This is a genomic window from Pseudoalteromonas sp. GW168-MNA-CIBAN-0100 (genome assembly GCF_040309225.1).
Classification (GTDB): domain Bacteria; phylum Pseudomonadota; class Gammaproteobacteria; order Enterobacterales; family Alteromonadaceae; genus Pseudoalteromonas; species Pseudoalteromonas arctica.
Genome location: NZ_JBEOOL010000003.1, coordinates 101,602 through 123,503, shown reverse-complemented (window position 1 = coordinate 123,503; position 21,902 = coordinate 101,602). Strand labels below are relative to the sequence as shown.

Sequence of the window (21,902 nt, the reverse complement as noted above, 5' to 3'; positions counted from 1 at the left end):
GTATAACTGAATAAACTAGAATTGACTGTCCGGATATATTGAGCACACCAAACCATTTTACTTAACTCGATTAAAAGAAAAGATCCTGGATATAAATTGATATCACATACATTTGATTGAACTGACACCTTAGTAATACACTAATATTGCCAGTTCAATCAGTCGATTACATATCTGAAAACCGGTTAGCCGATTGCACAATTCTTTTTATCTCATTTTCTTCAATATCTTTTATTGTATCAAGCAACGTTTTTGCGCTTTCAATATCTACACGAGAATATATATGAATATATAACTCAATAACTTGTTCATGATGGTTTACTATTTTCTCCATAATGTCTGAGATATCTAGCTCTTCAAAGAGTGAGTTGCAATCAACGCGCTCAATAATTGAGTGCTTTTCGATGTAATCAAAACACCAGGTGTTTAGCGCTTTTTCGTCTGCCGTATTTTCAAATCCTTGTACAATATTCTCTAAACTCTCCTCATGCTCAGATAGGTAGCGAAGCATCATTCGTGCTCCCTCATCCTTATTTTTTTTAGAGCTCTGGTTTAGGCTATCTTTTAAGTTTTTGTGAAATAAAACGGTCCAATTGAGTACATCTCTAATTGTTTCAATTTGCATTTATTGCTCCTAAGTTTGATGATATCTATACAATATTTAAATATGAAGCATGCTAATTTTTAGGATTAGGCTCACTCGCCTGAGTGTGTTGTAAATACTGAAATAGCTCACTGTCGGTCGATAATACCAATGTTGTGTTTTGGCTAAGGGCAAGTTCAAGCGCCTGCAACGAACGGGTGAATGCATAGAATGCGACTGCTTGATCATTTTTGTTATAGGCTGAGGCGTAAATAGCGGCTGCTTTAGCATCAGCTTTACCTCTAATTTCTGTTACTGCTCGGTAGGCTTCAGATTGAATTTTATCTAAGTCTCGCTCTCTGTTACCTTGTATACGGGCAGCTTCGCCTTTTCCTTCTGACAAAAAGCGTTCTGCTATTTGACGACGTTCGCTGATCATACGTTCATAGATTTTAGGGCGTACACTTTCATTATAATTAATACGTTTAAAGCGAATATCCATAAGCTCAATACCAAATACGCGCACTTTTTTTGCCGCCTCATTAAATATATCTTGCTCGACAACTAAACGTCCCATGCTTATAGGCACTAAACTACCAATATTCTGCTCTTTTTCAGCCTCGGTGAGTGACGAGTCACGCAAAGGTTGGCGACCTTTCGTTGTACGAATAATTTCGATTAATTCATGTGTCGCTACTGCATTACGCGTTTCACTACCAAAAATATCATCGAGCCTAGACTGTGCGCTTCGCTCATCACCTAAGCGTAAAAAATACTGCAACGGATCGGTAACCTGCCACCGCGCATAAAGACTTACAGAAATATAAAGCTTATCTTTGGTCGGCATATCAGAAGGTGTTCCTTCCCATTCCAGCACGCGCTTATCAATAAAATTAACTTGCTGAACAAAAGGCATTTTGAGTTGAATACCCGCCTCTCTAATTGGCTCTCCAACCGGTTTACCAAACTGAGTAATAACAACCTGCTCTACTTCGTTAACCGTATATAAAGCGCTATACAAAGTAGCCCCTACAAGTGCAGCTAAAATACTGCTGCCAACGATTAAATAAGATTTCATGGCTGCTGTCCTTTTAGTGACGTTAAATTGAGTAAAGGTAATACACCGCGTGCTTCGCTATCTATAATAATTTTATTTTTTATCGTTGGCATAACATCTGTCATTGTTTCTATATATATTCGTCTGCGTGTTACCTCAGGTGCCAGTTGGTACTGTGCAAAAAGCGCATTAAAACGCAGAGCGTCGCCTTCAGCTTCATTAACTCGCTTAAGGCGATAACCGTCGGCTTCTCTTATTCGTTGGTCGCGCTCCCCCTCAGCAAGCGGAATAACGCGGTTATATTCGCGACGCGCTTCGTTAATCAACTTTTCTTTTTCTTGTTGAGCCTGATTAACTTCATTGAACGACCCTTGTACTGGTACGGGTGGGTTAATATTTTTTAGTTGAACCTGATCAATACTAATCCCCATTACATATTTGGTTGCCAATGCCTGCATTTTTTGTAATGCCTCAATTTCAATCCCTTGCCTGCCAATGGTAATTACTTCATCTACAGTTCTATCGCCTACAACTTCACGCATAACTGATTCAGACACATATCGTAAAGTGCCTGCCGGGTCGCGCACCTCAAATAAGTACTTTTGGGGATCGGCTATCCGATATTGAATTACCCATTCAATCAGCGCAGTGTTTAAATCGCCCGTTACCATTTGAGTTTCTTCGCGTTGATTTGTTGCAGGTGAAATTTTTGGCGCAAATGCGCGAATATTATTTTCAGGATTAATATTTTGATCAGGGTCGGAGGCTCCAGGAGTAGAAAAACCAAACTCCTGCTTTAATTGACGCTTAGTAGGCACTATTGTGACGTGATCAACACCTAATGGGATTTTTACATGTAAGCCCGCAGGCAGAATTTCTTGAAACTTACCAAACCTTAATACCAAAGCAACTGAATCACTGGGAACGGTATAGACTGCGCTATAGCCTGTAGCAATCAATCCCAAAAACAATACTATGGTTAAACTTGTGCTAAATTTTCCACTCAGCAGCTTCTTATACTTTTGCAGCGCACCACTCATCACTTTATCGATATCTGGCGGACCGCTTTTACTTTTAGAATTTGGATTATTTTCGTTTTGTGTAGAAATAATATTCTCCTTTTTAAGAAACCAAAAATATGGAGCCTTATTACTACTTTAGATTGTCATAAGCGCTAGCGTGCTTCGCAATCTAGGTGATAACTTCCTCTGTATAATTTAGGGGTAATGATTTAAGGAATAGTTTTAAGATTTAAATTCATGCACTTATAGATTAATTTAAAGCCAAAAAACCTTAGTAAGACATTAGCGTATTTATTTTAATTGGTCTGTTCGGTACGCCACATAGCGTGTTTTAAACAATAGGTTTAATTGATAAATAAAGGGTTAAGTACAACTAATGAGTACACATTATTGAATACCCATTAGCCCCTTCACGCCCTATTATGGCGTTGAATTAATTGGTTTATTGCTCTTTTTTGAGGCAACCACTCGAATATATAAAACCCCAAGTATTGCAGAAAGAACCGAAGCCACTAAAACCGATGTTTTTGCGTTATGAAGATGCTCGGCTTGCCCATCAAACCCCAACGTAGCAATAAAGGTAGACATGGTGAATCCAATCCCAGCGATAAGTGAAGCACCAATAACATGCTGAAGATTGATGCCCTCAGGCAAGCAACCTATTTTGTAGCGTAAAGCAAGCCAACACGCACCCGAAATACCAATAAACTTACCAACAACAAGACCACTAATAATACCTAAGCCAACGGGATCACTGAGACTCTCAACAAATGAACTAAAGTTAAAAACCACACCCGCATTAACTAAAGCAAATAGCGGTAAAATAAACAGTGCGACAGGCAGGTGCAGCACATCTTCCCACCGACGCAAAGGTGTACCCGCATTTTCGGCTAAATCACGAATCTCTAGTACCTGTTTATGATCCTGTCTGCTAGCCAGAACATCTACTTTCTCTATTTCTTTTTGCATAGAGGTAATGGTTGTTTTTGCCTTTTCAAGCGACCTTCCTGAGCCCAACATTGAGCGTGCAGGAGCCGTTAAAGCAATAGCAACACCTGCTACAGTAGGATGCACACCTGACTGTAACATCATCCACCAGGTGGCAAGACCAATAATAATGTAAAAAAGCGGCTGCCTTATTCCGGCATAATTGGCGGCTACTAAAAAAGCAAATAGAACAACGGCGCATGACAAATACATCACCGATATTTCTTGGGTATAAAACACGGCAATAACGAGTATTGCCCCCACATCGTCAACAATCGCAAGACCTACAATAAAGGCCAACAAGCTTGTTGGTATATGTTTTCTTACAATTGTAAGCACACCTAATGCAAACGCAGTATCGGTTGCCATGGGTATACCCCAACCAATCAGTGAATCTTGCCCCCAGTTAAACAGCGAATAAATACCAGCCGGCACGACCATTCCGCCTATGGCGCAAAAAATGAGCATGTGTCTATTTTTGGGCTCAGCTAAATCCCCAGCAAGTACCTCTCTTTTTATTTCAAGCCCAAGCAATAAGAAAAATATCACCATCAAACCATCATTAATAATGTGTTTAAGCGAGGTTTTTAGCTCAAAGTTTCCTAATGAGATCCCAATAGGCGTGTGCACTAAGTTTAGATAGGTAGCTGAATAAGCTGAATTTGCCCACCATAGTGCAATGATCGTAGATACCAGAAGAAACAGACTAGAGGTGGTTTGAGCACGCATAAAATTAGAAAATGGGTCGTGCATATAGTCTAAGCCACGATTTAGTATATTTTTAGAATCGTTAGGCATATCAGGTAGCCTTATAAATTGTGGGTGTTCGTTTTATAAAAACTTTTAAGATTTAAGTTCTCCAGTTTTACTATCAGTCAACAAACACTTCGCCTTAAAATTACTAGCATTAAGACGAAGTGCACACCCCTAATTAATCTTACGTAAAATTAGATTAGAGATAGATATAATCATTGTGTTATTACGTTATAAGGGTAAATATTTTCGCGGTTTTGGAATGCCAAAATAGCCGTATTTTTAATTATTCCTTGCTCAATGTTTATTGCACGGCGAATGGTTTCATCTTTTTGCCACTGCAAAGCACCTTTAAGTATCGTTTGTAAATATACAATGAGCGCCGCAGAGATTGAACGCGTCGCGCTTTCCCATAAATAACTCGGTGTATGATCAACGCCATAATAATCCGTGTTGTTATATCGAAATAAAGGGTTTTTAAACGTTGTCGGCTTTGCAAAAAAGAATCCCATCCCCTCATCACAGCTAACATCAATAATTAAGCTGTTTGGTTTTAAGCAGTCGGCCTCTGTTTCAATTACAAAGTTAACCGGATGAGCTGTTTCTTGATAAGTCCCGTTAACGATAATATCGGCTTCGCTAATTAGATCGCCAAGAGGTCGATTAGTCCCATCATGCTCAACAACCATCATGCGAGCCTCTCCTTCAAGACCTTCTCGTACCTTAACATAATGACAATCTAATATTTCTTCACGCACTTCGTGATCAGGACGCTGAATACAAATTGTAATATCTCTAAAACCATGCGCTTTAAGAGCGTAAATTGCGCCTCTACTCACTGCACCAAAACTAAATATAATCGTTTTACGTTGATCGCCATAATGACCATCAATACCCTTAAGTTGCAAAGCATGTATTACAGCGCAATACCCTGCCATTTCATTGTTTTTATAAAAAGTATGGCGCCCTGCATTTCCTTGTGGTGACCACACATACATATCTTCAAAAGCAATTAAGGTAAGTTTACGTTCTATCGCCGCTTGTGTTATTTCATGCTGTTGAACGCAGTGGGCATAGCCCCAAATAGTGCCTCCTTCGCGCATTTCTTCTAAGTCAGCAAGTACAGGCTTTGCAATAATAGCAGTGCCAATATGGGTAAGTATTTCGCTGCGAGATGCAATGCCACCCGTTAACGTTGCAATATATTCATCGCTAACATTAAAAGCGGTGCCATAGCCTTGTTCAAACACCATTTGTTTTCTAAGACTTTCGGGAATTCGTAATAAGTGCTCTGGGTGAATAGGATACCGTCTTTCATCTGTCTTGCGGGATGTTCCGATAACGCCGATAGTTAATTCACTCATGCTAAGTCCTGTTTATAAAGTAAGTACGCTTGAGTTCATCAACGAATCATCATACTTCGCCAATAAACTTAGGCGGTGTTTTTTCTGTACGTTTTTGGCTCGGATGAACCAACTCTATTTTACAAAGGTGTAATTTTGACAATAAATAATGAAGAGCAGTGAGTTAACTTGCATTGAGTTGCAAGCTGAAGACTATTACCTTTTGAGTAAAAGTGCTGAATGAGTATATCAGAAATAAGTATTACTAACTTGAGTATCTCAAACTGAAATAAAGGGAGTACTCGCTAATTACTGAGGTTTTAACTTCGCAAGTTATTCTGTAGAGCAGGTTTAATCCGCTTTATATTGGGCTAGCTGAACGTTTGGCTTTAACATCAACTCCGGCTATGTACCAATCGCGGTCATTCTGCATTTCAATTTTACTATAAGCTGAAATTCTTATATGCCACTAAAGCGGTCATTGATATAATTCTATAGAGTTACTTTTAGTCGATCTAAGTATTTAACCCAATTCCATACAGAGACTTTAATTGTGTAAAATCAAAGTAATCAACATTAGGTTGCATATTGATTTACACAAGTTTTTTTAACTGATAGCTTTGATATTAGACTTTAATAAGGACACTGTCGTTAGGTATAGATTTTACTGCCTAATCTGACAATTTATCAAATATAAGGGAAAGTATGATTCAGTCTGAATTTCAACGTTTTCTGCAAACTTTACTTTCATCTCCATCTAGTGCGTCAGTTCATAAATTCGCTAACTTGGTACTAAAAAATCTGGATGAAATTGTTCCACTAAGTACTTATCAGGGACAACGAGTTAAACATGTCGCAAAGCTTGCTCAAAAAGAATGGGCTAGCGTAAGCCAAGATATTCCAACTAATCTTGAAGATGTTGAGTCAGATGTTGCATCTTTTACTCTACTAAAAGAGTTATCGGTTGATTCATTTAGGGGATTTAGCCGTGAGGAAACTTTTGACCTAAATAGTCTGCTAGTACTTATCTTTGGGCCAAATGGTACGGGGAAATCTAGTTTTTGTGAAGCATTAGAATATGCCTTATTAGGTTCAGTAGCAGAAGCTGAAAGTAAACGTTTTAGAGATGTTGAAGCTTATTTAAAAAATGCCCATACCAATAAATTCGCACCTCCCAAATTGATCGGAATTGATGCTGAAGGCGGTGATGTCAATATCAAACCTAATGATGCTCTTTATCGATTTTGCTTTGTTGAGAAAAATCGAATAGACAGCTTTTCACGTATTGCTGCACAAGCTCCAGCCAAACAGTCAGAACTAATATCAACACTATTTGGCCTTGATGCGTTTAATGAGTTTGTCAAAAATTTCTCTCCTGAAATGGATGGAAAACACATTGATGTAGAAGGTGTCAAAGCAAAGAAGCTTTCTCAAAAACGGCTACAACTCCAAGGCGCTGAGCAGCAAATAAGGCTTAATCAAGGTATTGTTGAACAGGTGAAGGGTGAAGAAACTTCACTAGCAATACGCTATAGAGAAGGCTGTACTTTACTGAAAATGATGTTTGAACTTAATGGCTCAGGGGAAAGACAAGGACAAATACCTTTATTAGAAGCAGAGGTGCAAAAGCCTGTTCCGCAAAAAAGTAACTTAACCGCTGCTAACCTAGCCTTAATCAAACAAACGTTAGTAAGTAGTCTAAACGATCATAAGCAAAAAATAGAAGAATTAGCGAATGCAAGCCAACAAGTATCTTTCCAGCGGCTATTTGAATCAGTAACTCAAGTTCAACAAATTAGTCCTGATAAATGCCCTGCATGTTTAACCCCATTAACGGAAGTATCCGTTAATCCTTTCACTCACGCAGTAGAGGAGCTAGCCAAACTTCAACACCTAGCTGAATTGCAAACTAAAATAAAACAACTTGAGCAAACAGTGCTTCAAAAGCTTCAAGAGTTGCATCAGATATTATCCACTTGCTTAAATTTTTATTCCATTGATAACAAGTTAGCACCATTCAAGCTAGCTGATATGTCCCAATTAAATGTGGCATGGTGGAATAGTTTGCATGCTGTGCTAGGTGATGGCACATCAGCCATTCAGCATATTGATACACAAGTAAATTGCTTAGAAAAACAGGATACTGAAAGTGTTCAAATTGAACAAAATAAGAAAGCTCAGCAACTAGAATTGAATCGATTAAAAGGTTTCTTAAATGACGCTCAAAAGCTAGCTGCTTCGAAGGGTGCAGCAATCAAAGCAATTGAAGGTGCTCAAAAACTAATCAGTGAATTTGACGAAGCAAATAAAGCACTCATCGGTGAAGTCGAACAGGAAAAGCCTATTGTTGAGCAGAATATTGACATCAGAGAGTCCTACCAGCAGTTTGTAACTTTACTTAATGTCTATCGTAAAAAGCTACCTGAACTTCTAGTCGAAAACTTAGGAGATGAAGTTGTTAAATTATATAATGCATTCAACCGTAATGATGCGCCAACAGAGTTATTGGCATCAATTCAGCTACCGCTAGCACAAAACCAGAAGCTAAAAATTTCCTACCAAAACGAGCCTCAAAAATATTTTGATGCGCTTCATGTACTAAGTGAAGGGCATATTCGTTGTGTTGGCTTGGCAATATTACTGGCGAAAAATATCAAAGAAGATTGTCCTCTTCTTATCTTTGATGACCCAGTTAATGCCATTGATGATGATCATCGTCAATCCATCAGACGCACGCTATTTGAAGATGATTACTTTGATGGAAAACAAATTATTTTGACGTGTCATGGGGAGGAGTTTTTTAAAGATATCCAAAATCAATTGTCGGTGGAACAAGTTAAAAGTAGTCAGCGGTTAGCGTTCTTGCCCCGCATTGATGAACCGCATATTCAAGTTGATTTCAAATGCGCCCCAAGAAACTATATTGAGGGGGCATTAGAGCATTTTCGCAAAAATGAATTACGATTTGCACTGGGTAAATCTCGCCAAGCTTTGGAGTCATTAACTACAGGGAAAGTATGGCAATATGTCAGCAAACATGGTGATGGTAATTTAAGTATCAAATTACGTGCCGCAAACGCACCAATTGGATTACGTCAATTAACAGACCAACTCAAAAGTAAGATTAAAAAAGGTGACTTTACTGACGCTGAAAAACATAATGTTTTGTCTCCCATTGAACAATTATTAGGTATTAATGGTGACTCTCTAGAATGGCGATATCTGAACAAAGGCACTCATGATGAAGTAGACCGAGCCGAATTCGAACGAAATTCAGTTCATACCATTGTATCAGCATTAGCATTACTAGATCAGGCGCTATAGTTTAACAGCACCTTAAGCCAGCCTTTACTCTCAAACAGAAGAAGCTGGCAACTCACATTTCAAATATAATATTTATCTGTAGAAGCAAAACATCAACGGCAGCTATGAGTGAGAAGCTGCCCATCGAAAATATAAATTTGACCGTCCGTTGATCGCTCACTGCAAACTATTAGCTTTATGTGTTTTTTAGCTGTCTATTACGCCAATCGCTCTACTACGTCTTTTTAAAAACTACGTCACGTCTAATATTATTCATTTTTAGAACATGGCCGAAGGTTGATGACCCAGTTAACAACTAAGGGAAAACGGCGATCGAGGCAGCTTAAATCGAAATAATAAAAGTTTAAAAAATGATGTTAAACGCTATTGCAAATCGTGATATTGAACAAGCGACTCACACTTTACTTAAGTGCATTAGTAATTTAACTATTGAGAAATTAGATAGTTGCTGCGAGTTTATAAAGTGTTTGGGTTTAGTAAAAAGAAAGCTTAACGAGTGAAGTAGTCTTACCACGCCAAAACTATTGCTTTAGTTTTGGCGCTTATTAAAGGGGTAATATTTACCCTTTCATTTGTTCAAGCTCTTTGCCTTTGGTTTCGTGTAAAAACTTAAATACAAATATAACTGAAACAAACGCACAAAATGCGTAAAAACCATAAGCCCCAGCTAAACCAATGCCTGTGAGCATAACAGGGAACGACCAGGTAATTAAAAAGTTAGCTATCCACTGGGCAAAGCCGGTAACTGCAAGGCCAGAGCCGCGAATTTGGTTAGGGAACATTTCGCCTAACATAACCCACATTACAGGGCCCCACGATAGGTTAAAAAAGAACACGTAAGCGTTAGCGGCTATTAAAGCAACTATGCCCTGCTCTCCTAGCTCTAAATTACCTGTTGAGCCAATATCTGCGTTTAAAAAGGCATAAACAATAACCGAAAGTGTCACCGTCATACCAATTGAGCCGGTTAACAAAAAAGGTTTTCTGCCAATTGTGTCTATAAAATACATGGTAATAAACACCGCTAAAATACTTACAAAGCCGCTTATTATATTAATGAGTAACGCGTCAGATTCAGTAAAACCGGCTGCTTGCCAAAGTACCGCGCCGTAGTAAAAAACAACGTTAATGCCGACTAATTGCTGAAATGTAGCTAAGCCAATTCCTATCCAAACAATGGGGCGTAAACGTTTTTTAGGTTTATCTGATTGTTTTAAATAGGAATTATAAAAGCTTTTTATTTGCGCTTTACCCACCTTTTATATACCCTTAATAGTCTTTATAACAATATCTACGTATAGCTTTGGCTGAGTAATTTATGCACTATAAAACATCAAACATTTCTAACAACATCGACGAAGAATCGATTCCTGATGACTGCATTAGTAATCTAACCGTAGATAATATTGTATTTGCTATTCATGAAGGTAAGTTAAAGGTGTTGCTGGTTAAATATAACCGCGGCCTTGCAACAAGCCAGTGGGGTTTAATTGGTCATTGGGTTCGTAAAGATGAAAACTTAGACCTTGCAGCTTTACGTGTTGTTAAAAGTACGACCGGTGTTGAAAACCTGTACTTAGATCAGTTAGGTGCTTTTGGTAACGTAGACCGCTACCCTGCTAGACGCATTATTACTATTGTTTATTATTCGCTCGTTCGCTTTGAAGAAACCAACCTTGTGAGCGGCGATAATGCTTTAGAGTGTGAATGGTTTGATGTAAATAGTGTACCCGCTTTAATGTTTGACCATGCCGATATTTTAAAAAGCGGCCTTGATTACTTACGCTATAAAGTAAGGCACGAGCCTATTGGTTTTAGCTTACTCCCTGAAAAATTCACCCTGCTTGAGCTACAAGGAATTTACGAGTCGATTTTAAATAAATCACTCGATAAACCTAACTTTAGACGTAAGTTTCAAAAAATGAACTTATTAATAAACTGCAAAGAAAAACAAACCAACGTAGCTCACAGAGCCGCAACGCTTTATCGTTTTGATATAAACGTGTACGAAAAATTAAGAGAGTTTGGTTTTACGTTTGAGTTTTAATTGCTTAAAAACCTTATTGGATTGAGGTTTACTCTTTATGAACTAACTCTATATTGCTAAAGTGTATGCGTTACTTATAATTTATTCCCATTATCAATACACACTAATCAAAAAGGAGCTTTTTACTTGAAACTTACGCCGCCCTAGGCAACCACTCCCTTTTTCATCAGCACGTTGCGTGCAACCTTAATCGCCATCTGCGCGAGAATCATTGTTATTTAAATAAAATACTCCCCTATACTTTGGGAAACTAACTAATTAGGTTTATTAAATGTTTGATCACGTAAAAAGAGATTGGCTCTCTAATGTTCGTGGTGATGTGCTTGCTGGTATTGTTGTGGCGCTTGCCCTAATACCTGAAGCTATTGCCTTTTCTATTATTGCGGGTGTTGATCCAAAAGTAGGTTTATATGCCTCATTTTGTATTGCGGTTATTATTGCCTTTGTAGGCGGACGCCCTGGCATGATATCGGCGGCTACCGGTGCAATGGCACTGTTAATGGTGACGCTGGTTAAAGATCATGGTCTGGAATACTTACTGGTTGCTACCTTACTCACCGGTGTACTACAAATATTTGCAGGCTTTTTAAAGCTCGGTGAATTAATGCGGTTTGTATCGCGTTCTGTTGTAACAGGGTTTGTAAATGCGCTGGCGATTTTAATATTTATGGCACAGTTACCTGAGCTTACCAATGTTACTTGGCATGTTTACGCCATGACTGCTGCAGGCTTAGGTATTATTTACTTATTCCCATACATTCCAACTATTGGCAAAATACTTCCCTCTCCTTTAGTGTGTATTGTTGTTATTACACTGGTTTCACTGTTTTTGGGTCTTGATATAAGAACCGTTGGCGACATGGGCGAACTGCCAGACACCCTACCTATATTTTTATGGCCCGATGTACCACTAACACTCGAAACACTGCAAATTGTTTTACCGTATTCAATTGGTCTTGCGGTTGTGGGCTTACTTGAATCAATGATGACCGCCACCATTGTTGATGACTTAACTGATACAACGAGCGATCGTAATAAAGAATGTAAGGGCCAAGGTATTGCTAATATTGGCGCAGGTTTATTTGGTGGTATGGCGGGTTGCGCCATGATTGGACAGTCAATCATCAACGTTAAATCGGGCGGTCGTGGACGACTTTCAACCTTTATTGCTGGTTTATTTTTAATCATCATGGTGGTGTTTTTAGATGAGTGGCTGCGTTTAATTCCTATGGCTGCATTAGTTGCAGTAATGATTATGGTATCGATTGGTACGTTTTCGTGGGCATCAGTTAAAGATTTAAAAAAGAACCCTCTTTCATCAAACGTAGTGATGATTTCAACCGTTATTGTGGTTGTTGCCACGCATAATCTAGCCATTGGTGTTTTAGTTGGCGTATTGCTAGCTACGTTGTTTTTTGCGAACAAAATTGGTCGCTTTATGGTTGTTACAACTAAGCACGATGAAACTAAAAACCTAGTAACTTATGAAGTTGTAGGCCAGGTATTTTTTGCCTCAGCTGAGCAGTTTATAGCGTCGTTCGATTTTAAAAATGCGGTTTCTAACGTAGTAATTGATTTAACCCATGCCCACTTTTGGGATATAACCGGTGTATCGTCACTCGATAAGGTGGTTATTAAGTTTAGACGCGAAGGCGCAACAGTTAATATTGTTGGTATGAATAGCGCAACCGAAACAGTTGTTGATAAGTTTGGCGTACATAACGACCCCAAAGAAGTCGATAAACTACTTGGCGGTCATTAAGGAGAATGTAATGGAAAAAATAATTACCTGTATCGATGGCTCTGTCATTACACACGCTGTAACCGAAGCTGCTATTTGGGCTTCAAAAAAGCTAGATAAATCAATTAGCTTTATACATATGCTTGAAAAAATACAACAAACTAATGTAGGTAACTACACCGGTACAATTGGTTTAGGTGCCCAATCGGCTTTGCTTGAAGAAATGACAAAACTCGATGAACACCGTAGTAAAGTTTCTTTAAAACTAGCAGATGAATTACTCGACTCGGTTGCTGTACAAGCAAAAATTGCTCATATTCAAAACTATGAATTAATTAAACGTCACGGTGATGTAATCGACGCTATTATTGATTTTAAAGATGATACTCGCTTAATCGTTATTGGTCGAAATGGTGTTGATCATCGTGTTGATTTAAATGCACTTGGTTCACACATCGAAACGCTCGTGCGTAGCGCCTCGCAACCAATATTGCTTATTTCTAAAAAGTTTAAGCAGCCTAAATCATTTATGATTGCGTACGATGGTCGCGAAACAGCCGACAAAGCACTGCAACAAGTCATTGATGGCGGTTTATTACATGGGCTTCATTGTCATTTAGTGAGTATTAATAATAATGAGAAGAACTTAGAAGAGAAGTTTCTTAACGCTCAATTTAAACTCAGTAGTATGGGTTTTGAAGTGTCTGCAAGCTTTTTAGAGGGCAATGTTTTTGACTCGTTGATGCAATACAAAGAACAAAATAATATTGATTTAATTGTTATGGGGGCTTTTGGGCATTCTAAGTTAAGGCAGTTTTTTGTGGGCAGTAATACCATTAAAATGCTCGAAAACAACGATGTGCCAGTTATTATATTAAAGTAAGTGGTTGTTTTAAGTAAGCGCCATTTTTAAGTAAGCAACTGTTTTAAATGACCTACTTTAAAAAGCCTAAAATCACTTAACTGATTTTAGGCTTTTTTGTTTTTGGCTTAGCTTCAAACTTTTCAAATAAAAACTGAATAAACGACGTAACCTTTTGAGCCACAAACTTTCTATGCGGATAAATAGCAAATAAGCCAAACTCAAAGGTTTTATAACCTTGCATAACCTGTACAAGCTTACCCGATGCAATATCGTCTCTCACCACTATTTCAGGGATTAAGCCAATACCGCCACCTGCTACAACCACCTCTTTTACAGCTTGCGGATTATTAACCGAAACACGCGAGTTTACGCTTGCCGTTAATGCCTCACCACTAGGTGAAATTAAAGGCCAATGGCGACCTATTTTAAAGTTGCTATCAATCACCGTAGCGTGTTGTTCAAGCTCGCCAACACTTATAGGTGCGCCAAAACGCTGAATGTATTCGGGTGATGCACATAAAATTAAAGGGTAACTGGTAATTTGCCTCGCAATTAAATTAGAGTCAGACACACTGCCAATTCTTATTGCTAAATCAACCCCCTCTTCTAGCAAATCAATTGTTTTGTCTGAAAGCACTAAATCAATACTTAAATCAGGGTATTGGCTCAGTAACTCAGGCATTAACGGCGCAAGGTTTGATTCACCAAACGACACCGGCGCACTCACCCGAAGTTTGCCGCTAGCAAGCGCTGTTTGACCCGATAAGTTATCGAGCATTTCGCTGTAGCTTTCAATTACAGGCACTACGCTTGCGTAATAACTTTGCCCCGCTTCGGTAATCGAAATTCTGCGCGTGGAGCGGTTAAATAACCTAACCCCTAAGTCTTGCTCTACAATGCCCACGTACTTACTAACCAGTGCCTTTGAGAGCCCTAGCCTGTCGCCTGCGGCTGTAAAAGAGCCTGTTTCAACAACCGCTATGATTGTTTTAATGCCAATAATAGTATCCATGATTGTCAATATAGCATTGACATTAATTCCTTACTAGCTCGGTTTTTCAAAACTGATAATAGTGAAAGAATAGCCTTATTAAAAATCACTATTCAAAATTAAAAAACAGGACAACCCATGAGCAACCTAACGCTATACCGTTTTACTTTATCTGGTCATTCACATCGTGCAGAGCTATTTACATCGCTTTTAAATCTTGATGTAAATATGGTTGATGTTGCATTGCAAAACGGCGCACAAAAGCAAGCTGACTTTCTAAAAATGAATATTTTTGGGCAAGTACCCGTACTTAAACATAACGATGACGTTATTAATGATTCAAACGCTATTTTGCTGTATTTGGCACAAAAATTTGATGCTAACAGAACCTGGTACCCTGAAGATGTAACTGTTCAAGCGCACATTCAGCGCTGGTTGAGCGTTGCTGCAGGGCTTGTGGCTTCAGGTCCGTGTGCAGCTCGTTTAGTCACTGTATTTGGCGCGCAGCTTGATCATCAAAACGCGATAAATATTGCCCACACATTATTTAAAACAATGGATGCATACTTACAAAATCGCGAGTACTTAGTAGGCACTCAGCCAACTATTGCCGACATTGCCAACTTTTCGTACATAGCACACGCACCAGAGGGTGGCGTATCACTTGAGCAATACCCAAATATTTTAAGATGGCTAAACAATGTACGTAAACTTGATGGTTTTATAGCAATGCCTGAAACAGAAGCGGGTTTACTAGCTTAGTTTTAAGTTTTTAATACTGTTTAATAAGAGGCTATTAAGCCTCTTTTTTTGTGCTTGATTAAGTGGAATCTGCAAAAAGTGAATAATATTTTTATTTTACAATAAGTTAAAATATATCCTGCGAATGGTTTCTTAAAATGTGCAGACATTTTTATATAAAACAAGGAAAATACTTTCTGGTAAAGCAATTACACATAAATATGATTTTGAAACAGTGTAAATAAGTAATAGTGACAAAGAAAAACTCTTTATCATTTCCTGCATAAAATACAGTAAACTATTGAATGCAAATAGGATTCAAGTTATTGTTTTTTAATAACAAATTAAAAATGATTTAATTTACAGGACTATTGTATATATTCAAGGAGAGAATAAGTGAGTAAAAAACGTTCAAACGCCAAATCTGGTAAAAACATAAAGAGTGATGCCAACACTTCAGGCATGGGAAAGGGCCATAAGCTACCAGAAGGTATAAAAGGATGGAGCTGGGGCGCCTTTTTATTTAATTGGGCGTGGGCAATACATAACCGGACATGGATTGGCGCACTTGTTCTTGTTCCTTATCTTGGTTTTATCATGGCATTTGTCTTAGGTTTTAAAGGACGAGAATGGGCATGGCAAAATAAAAGATGGGATAATATTGAACACTTTCAAGCTGTTCAGAAAAAGTGGTCATTTTGGAGTGCAGCTTGTCTCATAGCAGGCATGTCCATGGGACTTATACTTACATTAGGTGTGCCGCTGTTTCACATATTAATAAATAAATACCTCAGGTAAAGTTTACATATCAGGTTGGAAGGCAACTTACCTTCCACCTTTGTGCCTATTATTAATAAAAAACAATTTCAGGCTTAACTACCGTTAAGTGAGCTTACCCACATATCTCTTAATAACGTTAAGCGGCCCCAATACTTTTGCCTCTCAAGCTTTTCAGTTTACACTAAATTAAAGTTTAATACTTTGTTTCAAAACACTACAGCTCTAAATCAAGTTCATCAGCGCCTTTAGCAGGTACGGCGCAGCAAATTAGCGCCTGCCCTGTCTCTACTGGGTAACTTACGTTATTTCGATACACCACAGCGCCTGTGTTTATTTTTACAGCGCAACTGCCGCAGCTACCGTTTCGACAGCCAAATTCAGGTTCTAAACCATGGGATTCGGCTACATTTAGTAATGTATTGTCACCTTTGTTCCACCGCTGTTCAAAGCCCGATTTACTAAATTTAATTACGGTGTTGTCTGCTTCCTCAACGCTAATTTCTTTGCTTTTATTAGGCGCTTCGTTTGTGTTAAGTACTTTGCGCTTAATACTGGAGGGTCCAAATGCTTCTGCGAATATGTTTTTTACCTGCACACCGAGCAATAACAGCTCGTTATATACGTGCTGCATAAACGCAGCAGGCCCACATAAAAAGAACTCGTAATCATCAAGTGGTAAATAGTACCTAAACACATCCGCATTTATGCGCCCTTTTAAATTAAAGCTTTCGTCTTTTAAATTAAAGCTCTCATCTTTTACGTTAAAGCCACCGCCTTGTTTTTCATCAAGCTCAGGCTGAGATAAAAGTGAGTAGTAATCAATTGCGCCGCCACTCGTATCTGCAAGTGTTTTTAGCTCGTTATAAAACGCACGCTGCTGTTTATTTTTAGCACTGTGAAAAATATGCAAAGGGCGTGTATAGCGGGTTCTTAACCCTTCATTGGTAATGTGTTTAGCCATTGAGATCATAGGTGTAATACCTATTCCGCCACCAATTAATACCGCAGGTTTAGCGCTGGTTGGGTCAATAAAAAACTGTCCTTGTGGGTATTTAGCTAAAATAACGTCGCCTATTTTTACGTTATTATGAAAGTAGTTAGATACCTCGCCACTGAGCTCTTTTTTAATCGATAACCGATAAAATAGTTCATGAGGGCTCGATGACACGGTGTAGGTTCTAATAGCGGGTTTGCTATTACCACTACTTTTACTTGGTATTTGTACGGTTAAATGCTGCCCAGCTTTAAACGGTAACAAGGTTGTATTGTTATGCCCTTCTAAATAAAATGATGTAATTACATCACTTTCTTTCGTTATTTTAGTTACTTTTAAAGGCTGCCAAGTATGTTTTAGTTTTTCGGCTTGTTTGTTTTTATCAGCCTCAAGCCACGTGCCCGTCATTTTAGTGTTAGGGGAATAAGCATCAAATTTAGCACTAAACGGGAGTAAGTTTTTAAGCCACATTCCTTTAGTGAGGGTAAATTTCCAGCCTCGGTCTGCACCAATAAAGCCCTCTAACTCTAGGTGCCCGTCCCATAAAATTTCAACACTGCCGGTAAGCATTAATACATTACCCGTGTCAAAATCAGGAAATAACAAACCTGCTTTTGGGTTTAATAAAAAGTTACCCAAGGTATTAAAAAAATTGTTACCTGCGTAATCAGGAATCGTTAATGTGTTACCTTCGCGCTTTACAAAGCCCGGCAACCCACCACGGTGAGAAACATCAACCCCTTCAATTTTTGGATTGTTCTTAGCGGTTATAAAGCTTGAAACAAAAAACGTATCGGTGGTGTCAATTAACGTACTGGCTGCGTTATCAAGTGTATTAAATTCAACTTTTTGTACTGCACTACTTTTAACTAAAGGATCTCTATTAAACGTTAAGTCGCGCGTTTGAATATACTGCGGGCAATTACCAAAGGATTGATCAACATTAAAACTCACTTTATTATTACTAATTGCCTCACCTACGCGCACATTTAAACGGTTACGCCTACGCGTGCCTAGCTCAATGCCTAATAAACCAATTGGCGAGCCGACAATATTTAACGTGCCATGTAAGGGATCGTTTTTATCAACCGCGTGGGTCATTAATAACGACGTGGGTGTGGGGGAGTTTAAAAAACCTGGCTGCCCTGAAACAATAGATACCCACACATCGGCGTTTTCATCAACACTGCCTGCAACCACAAATGGTAACTGCTCAAAAAAGGCTTGATGCTGCTTTGGCATAAATGAGCGCACGGCACGTTTGCCAAATGTTGCCATTATTTCTCGTTTACCGAGTTTGTCTTGTATTGCCAGCTCGCCTTCGTGAAAAGGTGAAGCATCTATTGAGTTTGTGTTAGTCATTTTGCTCGTAATTCGTGTGCGTATTTCATGGGGTAAATTTAACTCAATACACACTCAATGATAATGGGTGTTTTATTGACTGATAATGCACAAAACAATGACAATACTTGCACCCTCTTAGTGCCATGCGCGCACCAACATATAACAAAATAGGTTTTATTCTCACTCTATAAATACATTAAATACTATTTAAACAATAACTTAAAAAATTGGCTGTATTTTTGCAAACATTCTATTAACAAGCCCGTTTTACTTACGGCAAAAATTTAGGTTGTGAGCACAATAGCTATTAGCAACCATCGGCAAAGAAGCCCGCACACAGTTATGCATATTGCGTATTTGTGGCGGGCTTTTTTGTTAATTGTATTTAAACCGTCACTTTAAGGAATGCCCTATGCAAACCTCGCAAAAAATACTCATTATTGGTAATGGTATGGTCGGACACCACTTTGTTGAGCAAATGCGCCAAAGCGATGCCAACGCAGACATTACTGTACTTTGCGGAGAAGCAAATCTTGCATACGATCGCGTGTACTTATCAAGTGTATTTGATGGCAAAACAGCCGCCGATTTAGCACTTACAACTCACGACAACTATAAACAACTCAATATTAATGTGCATACCAGCCAGTGGGTTGAAGGCATTGATAGATCAGCAAAAATAGTGACCACATTAACCGGTGAGCAATACCCGTACGACAAACTGATACTCGCTACAGGTTCGTTTCCGTTTGTGCCGCCTATAAAAGGTAACGACCAACCCCATTGTTTGGTGTATCGCACATTAGAAGATTTAGAACAAATAAAAGCCAGTGCCGCTGTAAGTAAAAGCGGTGTTGTTATTGGCGGAGGTTTGTTGGGGCTTGAAGCCGCAAATGCCATCAAGCAACTAGGGCTTGATACCCACGTAGTTGAATTTGCACCACAACTTATGGCTGTTCAACTTGATGGACAAGGCGGTACGCTACTAAAAAATAAAATAGAAGAACTTGGCGTAACAGTACACACATCAAAAGCAACCAGCGAAATAGTAAAAGGCGAAACGAGTCGCTTTAGATTAAATTTTTCGGATGAGTCATTTTTAGAAACAGATCTGATTTTGTTCTCTGCTGGTATTCGCCCGTACGATCAGCTTGGCAAAATTGCTGATTTAGAGCTCGGTGAGCGCGGCGGTATTATTATTAATAACCAATGCCAAACATCAGATCCGGATATTTTAGCCATCGGCGAATGTGCTTTGTGGGACAAAAAACTATTTGGTTTAGTTGCACCGGGTTACAACATGGCGCGCGTTGCAGCGAGCCAATTAAGTGGCGGCGAGCTTGAGTTTTTAGGTGCTGATATGAGCACAAAACTTAAGCTGTTAGGCGTAGAAGTAGGCTCAATTGGCGACGCTCATGCAAAAACGCCAGACTGTAAAGAACTTATATACCAAGACGCTATTCGCGGCTGTTATAAAAAAATCATACTAAGTGAAAAAGGCGACAAATTACTGGGCGCTGTACTTGTTGGCGATACCAGCGACTACGATACTTTATTACAGTACATGCTTAACGACATGGACTTACCAGAAAACCCTGAGTGTTTAATTTTACCAGACAGCGGCGGCGCGCCGTCGTTATCTGGCAGTGCCCTACCCGACACAGCCACTATTTGTTCGTGTCACAATGTGAGTAAAGGCGACATTGTAGGTGCAATTGATGGCGGCTCATGCGATTTAGCCTCAGTAAAGTCATGCACTAAAGCAGCAAGCGGCTGTGGTGGTTGTGCCGCGTTATTAAAATCAGTTGTTGATAACGAATTAGCAAGCCGTGGAGTTGAAGTTAACAACCATGTATGTGAGCACTTTGCGTATTCACGCCAAGAACTACTACATATGGTAAAAGTAGAAAGCATTAAAAGCTTTGATGACTTACTAACTAAACACGGCAGCGGTCATGGCTGTGAAATATGTAAACCTGCCATTGGCTCTATTTTAGCCTCAACATGGAACGACTTCATTTTAGAACCCGCCCATGTTGGCTTACAAGACACTAACGATACGTACCTAGCAAATATGCAAAAAGATGGTTCGTACTCTGTAGTACCGCGTATTGCTGGTGGCGAAATAACCCCCGACAAACTCATTGTAATTGGACAAGTAGCAAAAGACTTTAACCTGTACTGCAAAGTCACTGGTGGTCAACGTATTGATTTATTTGGTGCGCGCTTAGAAGAACTTCCTGTTATTTGGGAGCGACTTATAGAAGCTGGATTTGAGACAGGTCATGCTTATGGTAAGTCTCTTAGAACCGTTAAATCATGCGTGGGTAGTACGTGGTGTCGTTATGGTGTGCAAGACAGCGTTGGACACGCAATAGAAATAGAAAACCGCTACAAAGGGTTACGTGCACCGCATAAATTTAAAATGGCGGTATCGGGTTGTACCCGCGAATGCGCCGAAGCACAAAGTAAAGATATTGGCATTATAGCTACCGAAAACGGCTGGAACTTATACGTGTGTGGTAATGGCGGTATGCGCCCTCGCCATGCTGATTTATTTGCGACCGATTTAGACACGCCAACACTGATTAAATACATTGACCGCGTGATTATGTTTTACATTAAAACGGCTGACAAATTACAGCGTACGTCGGTATGGATGGAAAATCTTGAAGGCGGTTTAGACTACCTTAAAAGTATCGTAATTGACGACAGCTTAGGCATTTGCGATGAGCTAGAAGCGCAAATGGAATTAATTACACAAACCTATGCCTGTGAGTGGAAAAAAGCCATTGAAAGCCCAGATGCTGCCAAACGATTCCGCCAGTTTGTTAATAGCCCCGAAACCGACGACAATATTTTATTTGTGCAAGAGCGTAACCAAATTCGCCCTGCTACAGAAGCCGAAAAACGTGAGCAACGTAATACACAAAACCGTATTCCAGTAATGGAAGTTGAAGAGGAGCAAGCTGATGTCTTGGCATAATATTGGAACAATCGACAACCTAGTGGCTAATAGCGGCGTATGCGCATTAGTTAATAATCAGCAAGTGGCTATTTTTTACATTCCACAAAATCCAACGGCTGTGTTTGCCATTAGCAACTACGACCCGATTGGCAAAGCCAATGTATTATCGCGTGGCATTATTGGCTCAATCGACAATAAATTAGTTGTCGCCTCGCCTTTATATAAGCAACACTTTTGCCTAGAAACAGGCGAATGCTTAGAAGCAGAAGCAATACACTTACCGGTTTTTAATTCAAAAACTGAAGACGGCAGTGTATTTATAAGCTCTGAACCAAAAGTTACAACAGCTGTGGCTTAGGGGA

General features: G+C 39.2%; 15 protein-coding genes and 1 pseudogene. 8 read left to right on the top strand and 8 right to left on the bottom strand.

All coding sequences use genetic code 11. The annotated features are described in order from the left end of the window. Window positions 1-166: 166 nt before the first annotated feature. From AAEY62_RS02610 to AAEY62_RS02590, 5 genes are all read right to left on the bottom strand, one after another. Window positions 167-625: a hypothetical protein gene (locus AAEY62_RS02610; protein ID WP_024590354.1), complete on the bottom strand. Its 459-nt coding sequence runs from the start codon at window positions 623-625 to the stop codon at window positions 167-169. A gap of 52 nt (window positions 626-677) precedes the next feature. After that, the gene (gene hflC / locus AAEY62_RS02605) at window positions 678-1,661 is read right to left on the bottom strand and encodes a protease modulator HflC (RefSeq protein ID WP_008168367.1); all 984 of its coding nucleotides are present in this window, start codon (window positions 1,659-1,661) and stop codon (window positions 678-680) included. Beyond that, window positions 1,658-2,599: an FtsH protease activity modulator HflK gene (gene hflK, locus AAEY62_RS02600; protein ID WP_008168365.1), complete on the bottom strand. Its 942-nt coding sequence runs from the start codon at window positions 2,597-2,599 to the stop codon at window positions 1,658-1,660. The genes hflC and hflK overlap by 4 nt, the downstream gene beginning before the upstream one ends. Before the next feature lie 483 nt (window positions 2,600-3,082). Beyond that, on the bottom strand, window positions 3,083-4,447 hold the full coding sequence (gene nhaA / locus AAEY62_RS02595) for a Na+/H+ antiporter NhaA (RefSeq protein ID WP_350634559.1): 1,365 nt from the start codon (window positions 4,445-4,447) through the stop codon (window positions 3,083-3,085). Between the two features lie 170 nt (window positions 4,448-4,617). Further along, complete coding sequence (locus tag AAEY62_RS02590; RefSeq protein ID WP_024590357.1) at window positions 4,618-5,766, bottom strand: N(5)-(carboxyethyl)ornithine synthase; 1,149 nt, start codon at window positions 5,764-5,766, stop codon at window positions 4,618-4,620. Between the two features lie 684 nt (window positions 5,767-6,450). Between AAEY62_RS02590 and AAEY62_RS02585 the strand changes: the two genes are divergently transcribed. Continuing rightward, window positions 6,451-9,069, top strand: a complete 2,619-nt coding sequence (locus tag AAEY62_RS02585) for an AAA family ATPase (RefSeq protein WP_350634558.1) — start codon at window positions 6,451-6,453, stop codon at window positions 9,067-9,069. A gap of 560 nt (window positions 9,070-9,629) precedes the next feature. Here AAEY62_RS02585 and AAEY62_RS02580 read toward each other — a convergent pair. Beyond that, a pseudogene (locus tag AAEY62_RS02580) lies at window positions 9,630-10,259 on the bottom strand (MFS transporter); the annotation flags it as partial. Window positions 10,260-10,387: 128 nt separating this feature from the next. Between AAEY62_RS02580 and AAEY62_RS02575 the strand changes: the two are divergent. From AAEY62_RS02575 to AAEY62_RS02565, 3 genes are all read left to right on the top strand, one after another. Then, complete coding sequence (locus tag AAEY62_RS02575) at window positions 10,388-11,116, top strand: NUDIX hydrolase (RefSeq protein WP_007585186.1); 729 nt, start codon at window positions 10,388-10,390, stop codon at window positions 11,114-11,116. Between the two features lie 271 nt (window positions 11,117-11,387). After that, window positions 11,388-12,878 carry a SulP family inorganic anion transporter gene (locus tag AAEY62_RS02570; RefSeq protein ID WP_121954540.1) on the top strand — a complete coding sequence of 497 codons (1,491 nt, stop codon included), beginning with the start codon at window positions 11,388-11,390 and terminating at the stop codon, window positions 12,876-12,878. Between the two features lie 10 nt (window positions 12,879-12,888). Further along, window positions 12,889-13,740 (top strand): universal stress protein, encoded by an 852-nt coding sequence (locus AAEY62_RS02565; protein ID WP_197188145.1) that lies wholly within the window; start codon window positions 12,889-12,891, stop codon window positions 13,738-13,740. A 76-nt stretch (window positions 13,741-13,816) separates the two neighbouring features. Here the strand turns inward: AAEY62_RS02565 and AAEY62_RS02560 are convergent, their stop codons facing one another. Beyond that, complete coding sequence (locus AAEY62_RS02560) at window positions 13,817-14,734, bottom strand: LysR family transcriptional regulator (RefSeq protein ID WP_165721817.1); 918 nt, start codon at window positions 14,732-14,734, stop codon at window positions 13,817-13,819. 117 nt (window positions 14,735-14,851) lie between these two features. Here AAEY62_RS02560 and AAEY62_RS02555 point away from each other — a divergent pair, with 117 nt between their 5' ends. Together AAEY62_RS02555 and AAEY62_RS02550 are read left to right on the top strand one after the other, a co-directional pair. Further along, window positions 14,852-15,475, top strand: coding sequence for a glutathione S-transferase (locus tag AAEY62_RS02555; RefSeq protein ID WP_350634557.1), 624 nt, complete (start codon window positions 14,852-14,854; stop codon window positions 15,473-15,475). A gap of 375 nt (window positions 15,476-15,850) precedes the next feature. Then, window positions 15,851-16,252 carry a hypothetical protein gene (locus tag AAEY62_RS02550; protein WP_010552564.1) on the top strand — a complete coding sequence of 134 codons (402 nt, stop codon included), beginning with the start codon at window positions 15,851-15,853 and terminating at the stop codon, window positions 16,250-16,252. 196 nt (window positions 16,253-16,448) lie between these two features. Here the strand turns inward: AAEY62_RS02550 and AAEY62_RS02545 are convergent, their stop codons facing one another. Beyond that, window positions 16,449-18,590, bottom strand: a complete 2,142-nt coding sequence (locus tag AAEY62_RS02545) for a 2Fe-2S iron-sulfur cluster-binding protein (protein ID WP_350634556.1) — start codon at window positions 18,588-18,590, stop codon at window positions 16,449-16,451. A gap of 394 nt (window positions 18,591-18,984) precedes the next feature. Here AAEY62_RS02545 and nirB point away from each other — a divergent pair, with 394 nt between their 5' ends. Continuing rightward, window positions 18,985-21,558 (top strand): nitrite reductase large subunit NirB, encoded by a 2,574-nt coding sequence (gene nirB, locus AAEY62_RS02540; protein ID WP_350634555.1) that lies wholly within the window; start codon window positions 18,985-18,987, stop codon window positions 21,556-21,558. Continuing rightward, a complete protein-coding gene (nirD, locus tag AAEY62_RS02535) occupies window positions 21,545-21,898 on the top strand; it encodes a nitrite reductase small subunit NirD (RefSeq protein WP_350634554.1) in 354 nt (117 codons plus the stop codon). Before nirB ends, nirD begins: the two co-directional genes overlap by 14 nt. The last annotated feature ends 4 nt before the right edge of the window (window positions 21,899-21,902 follow it).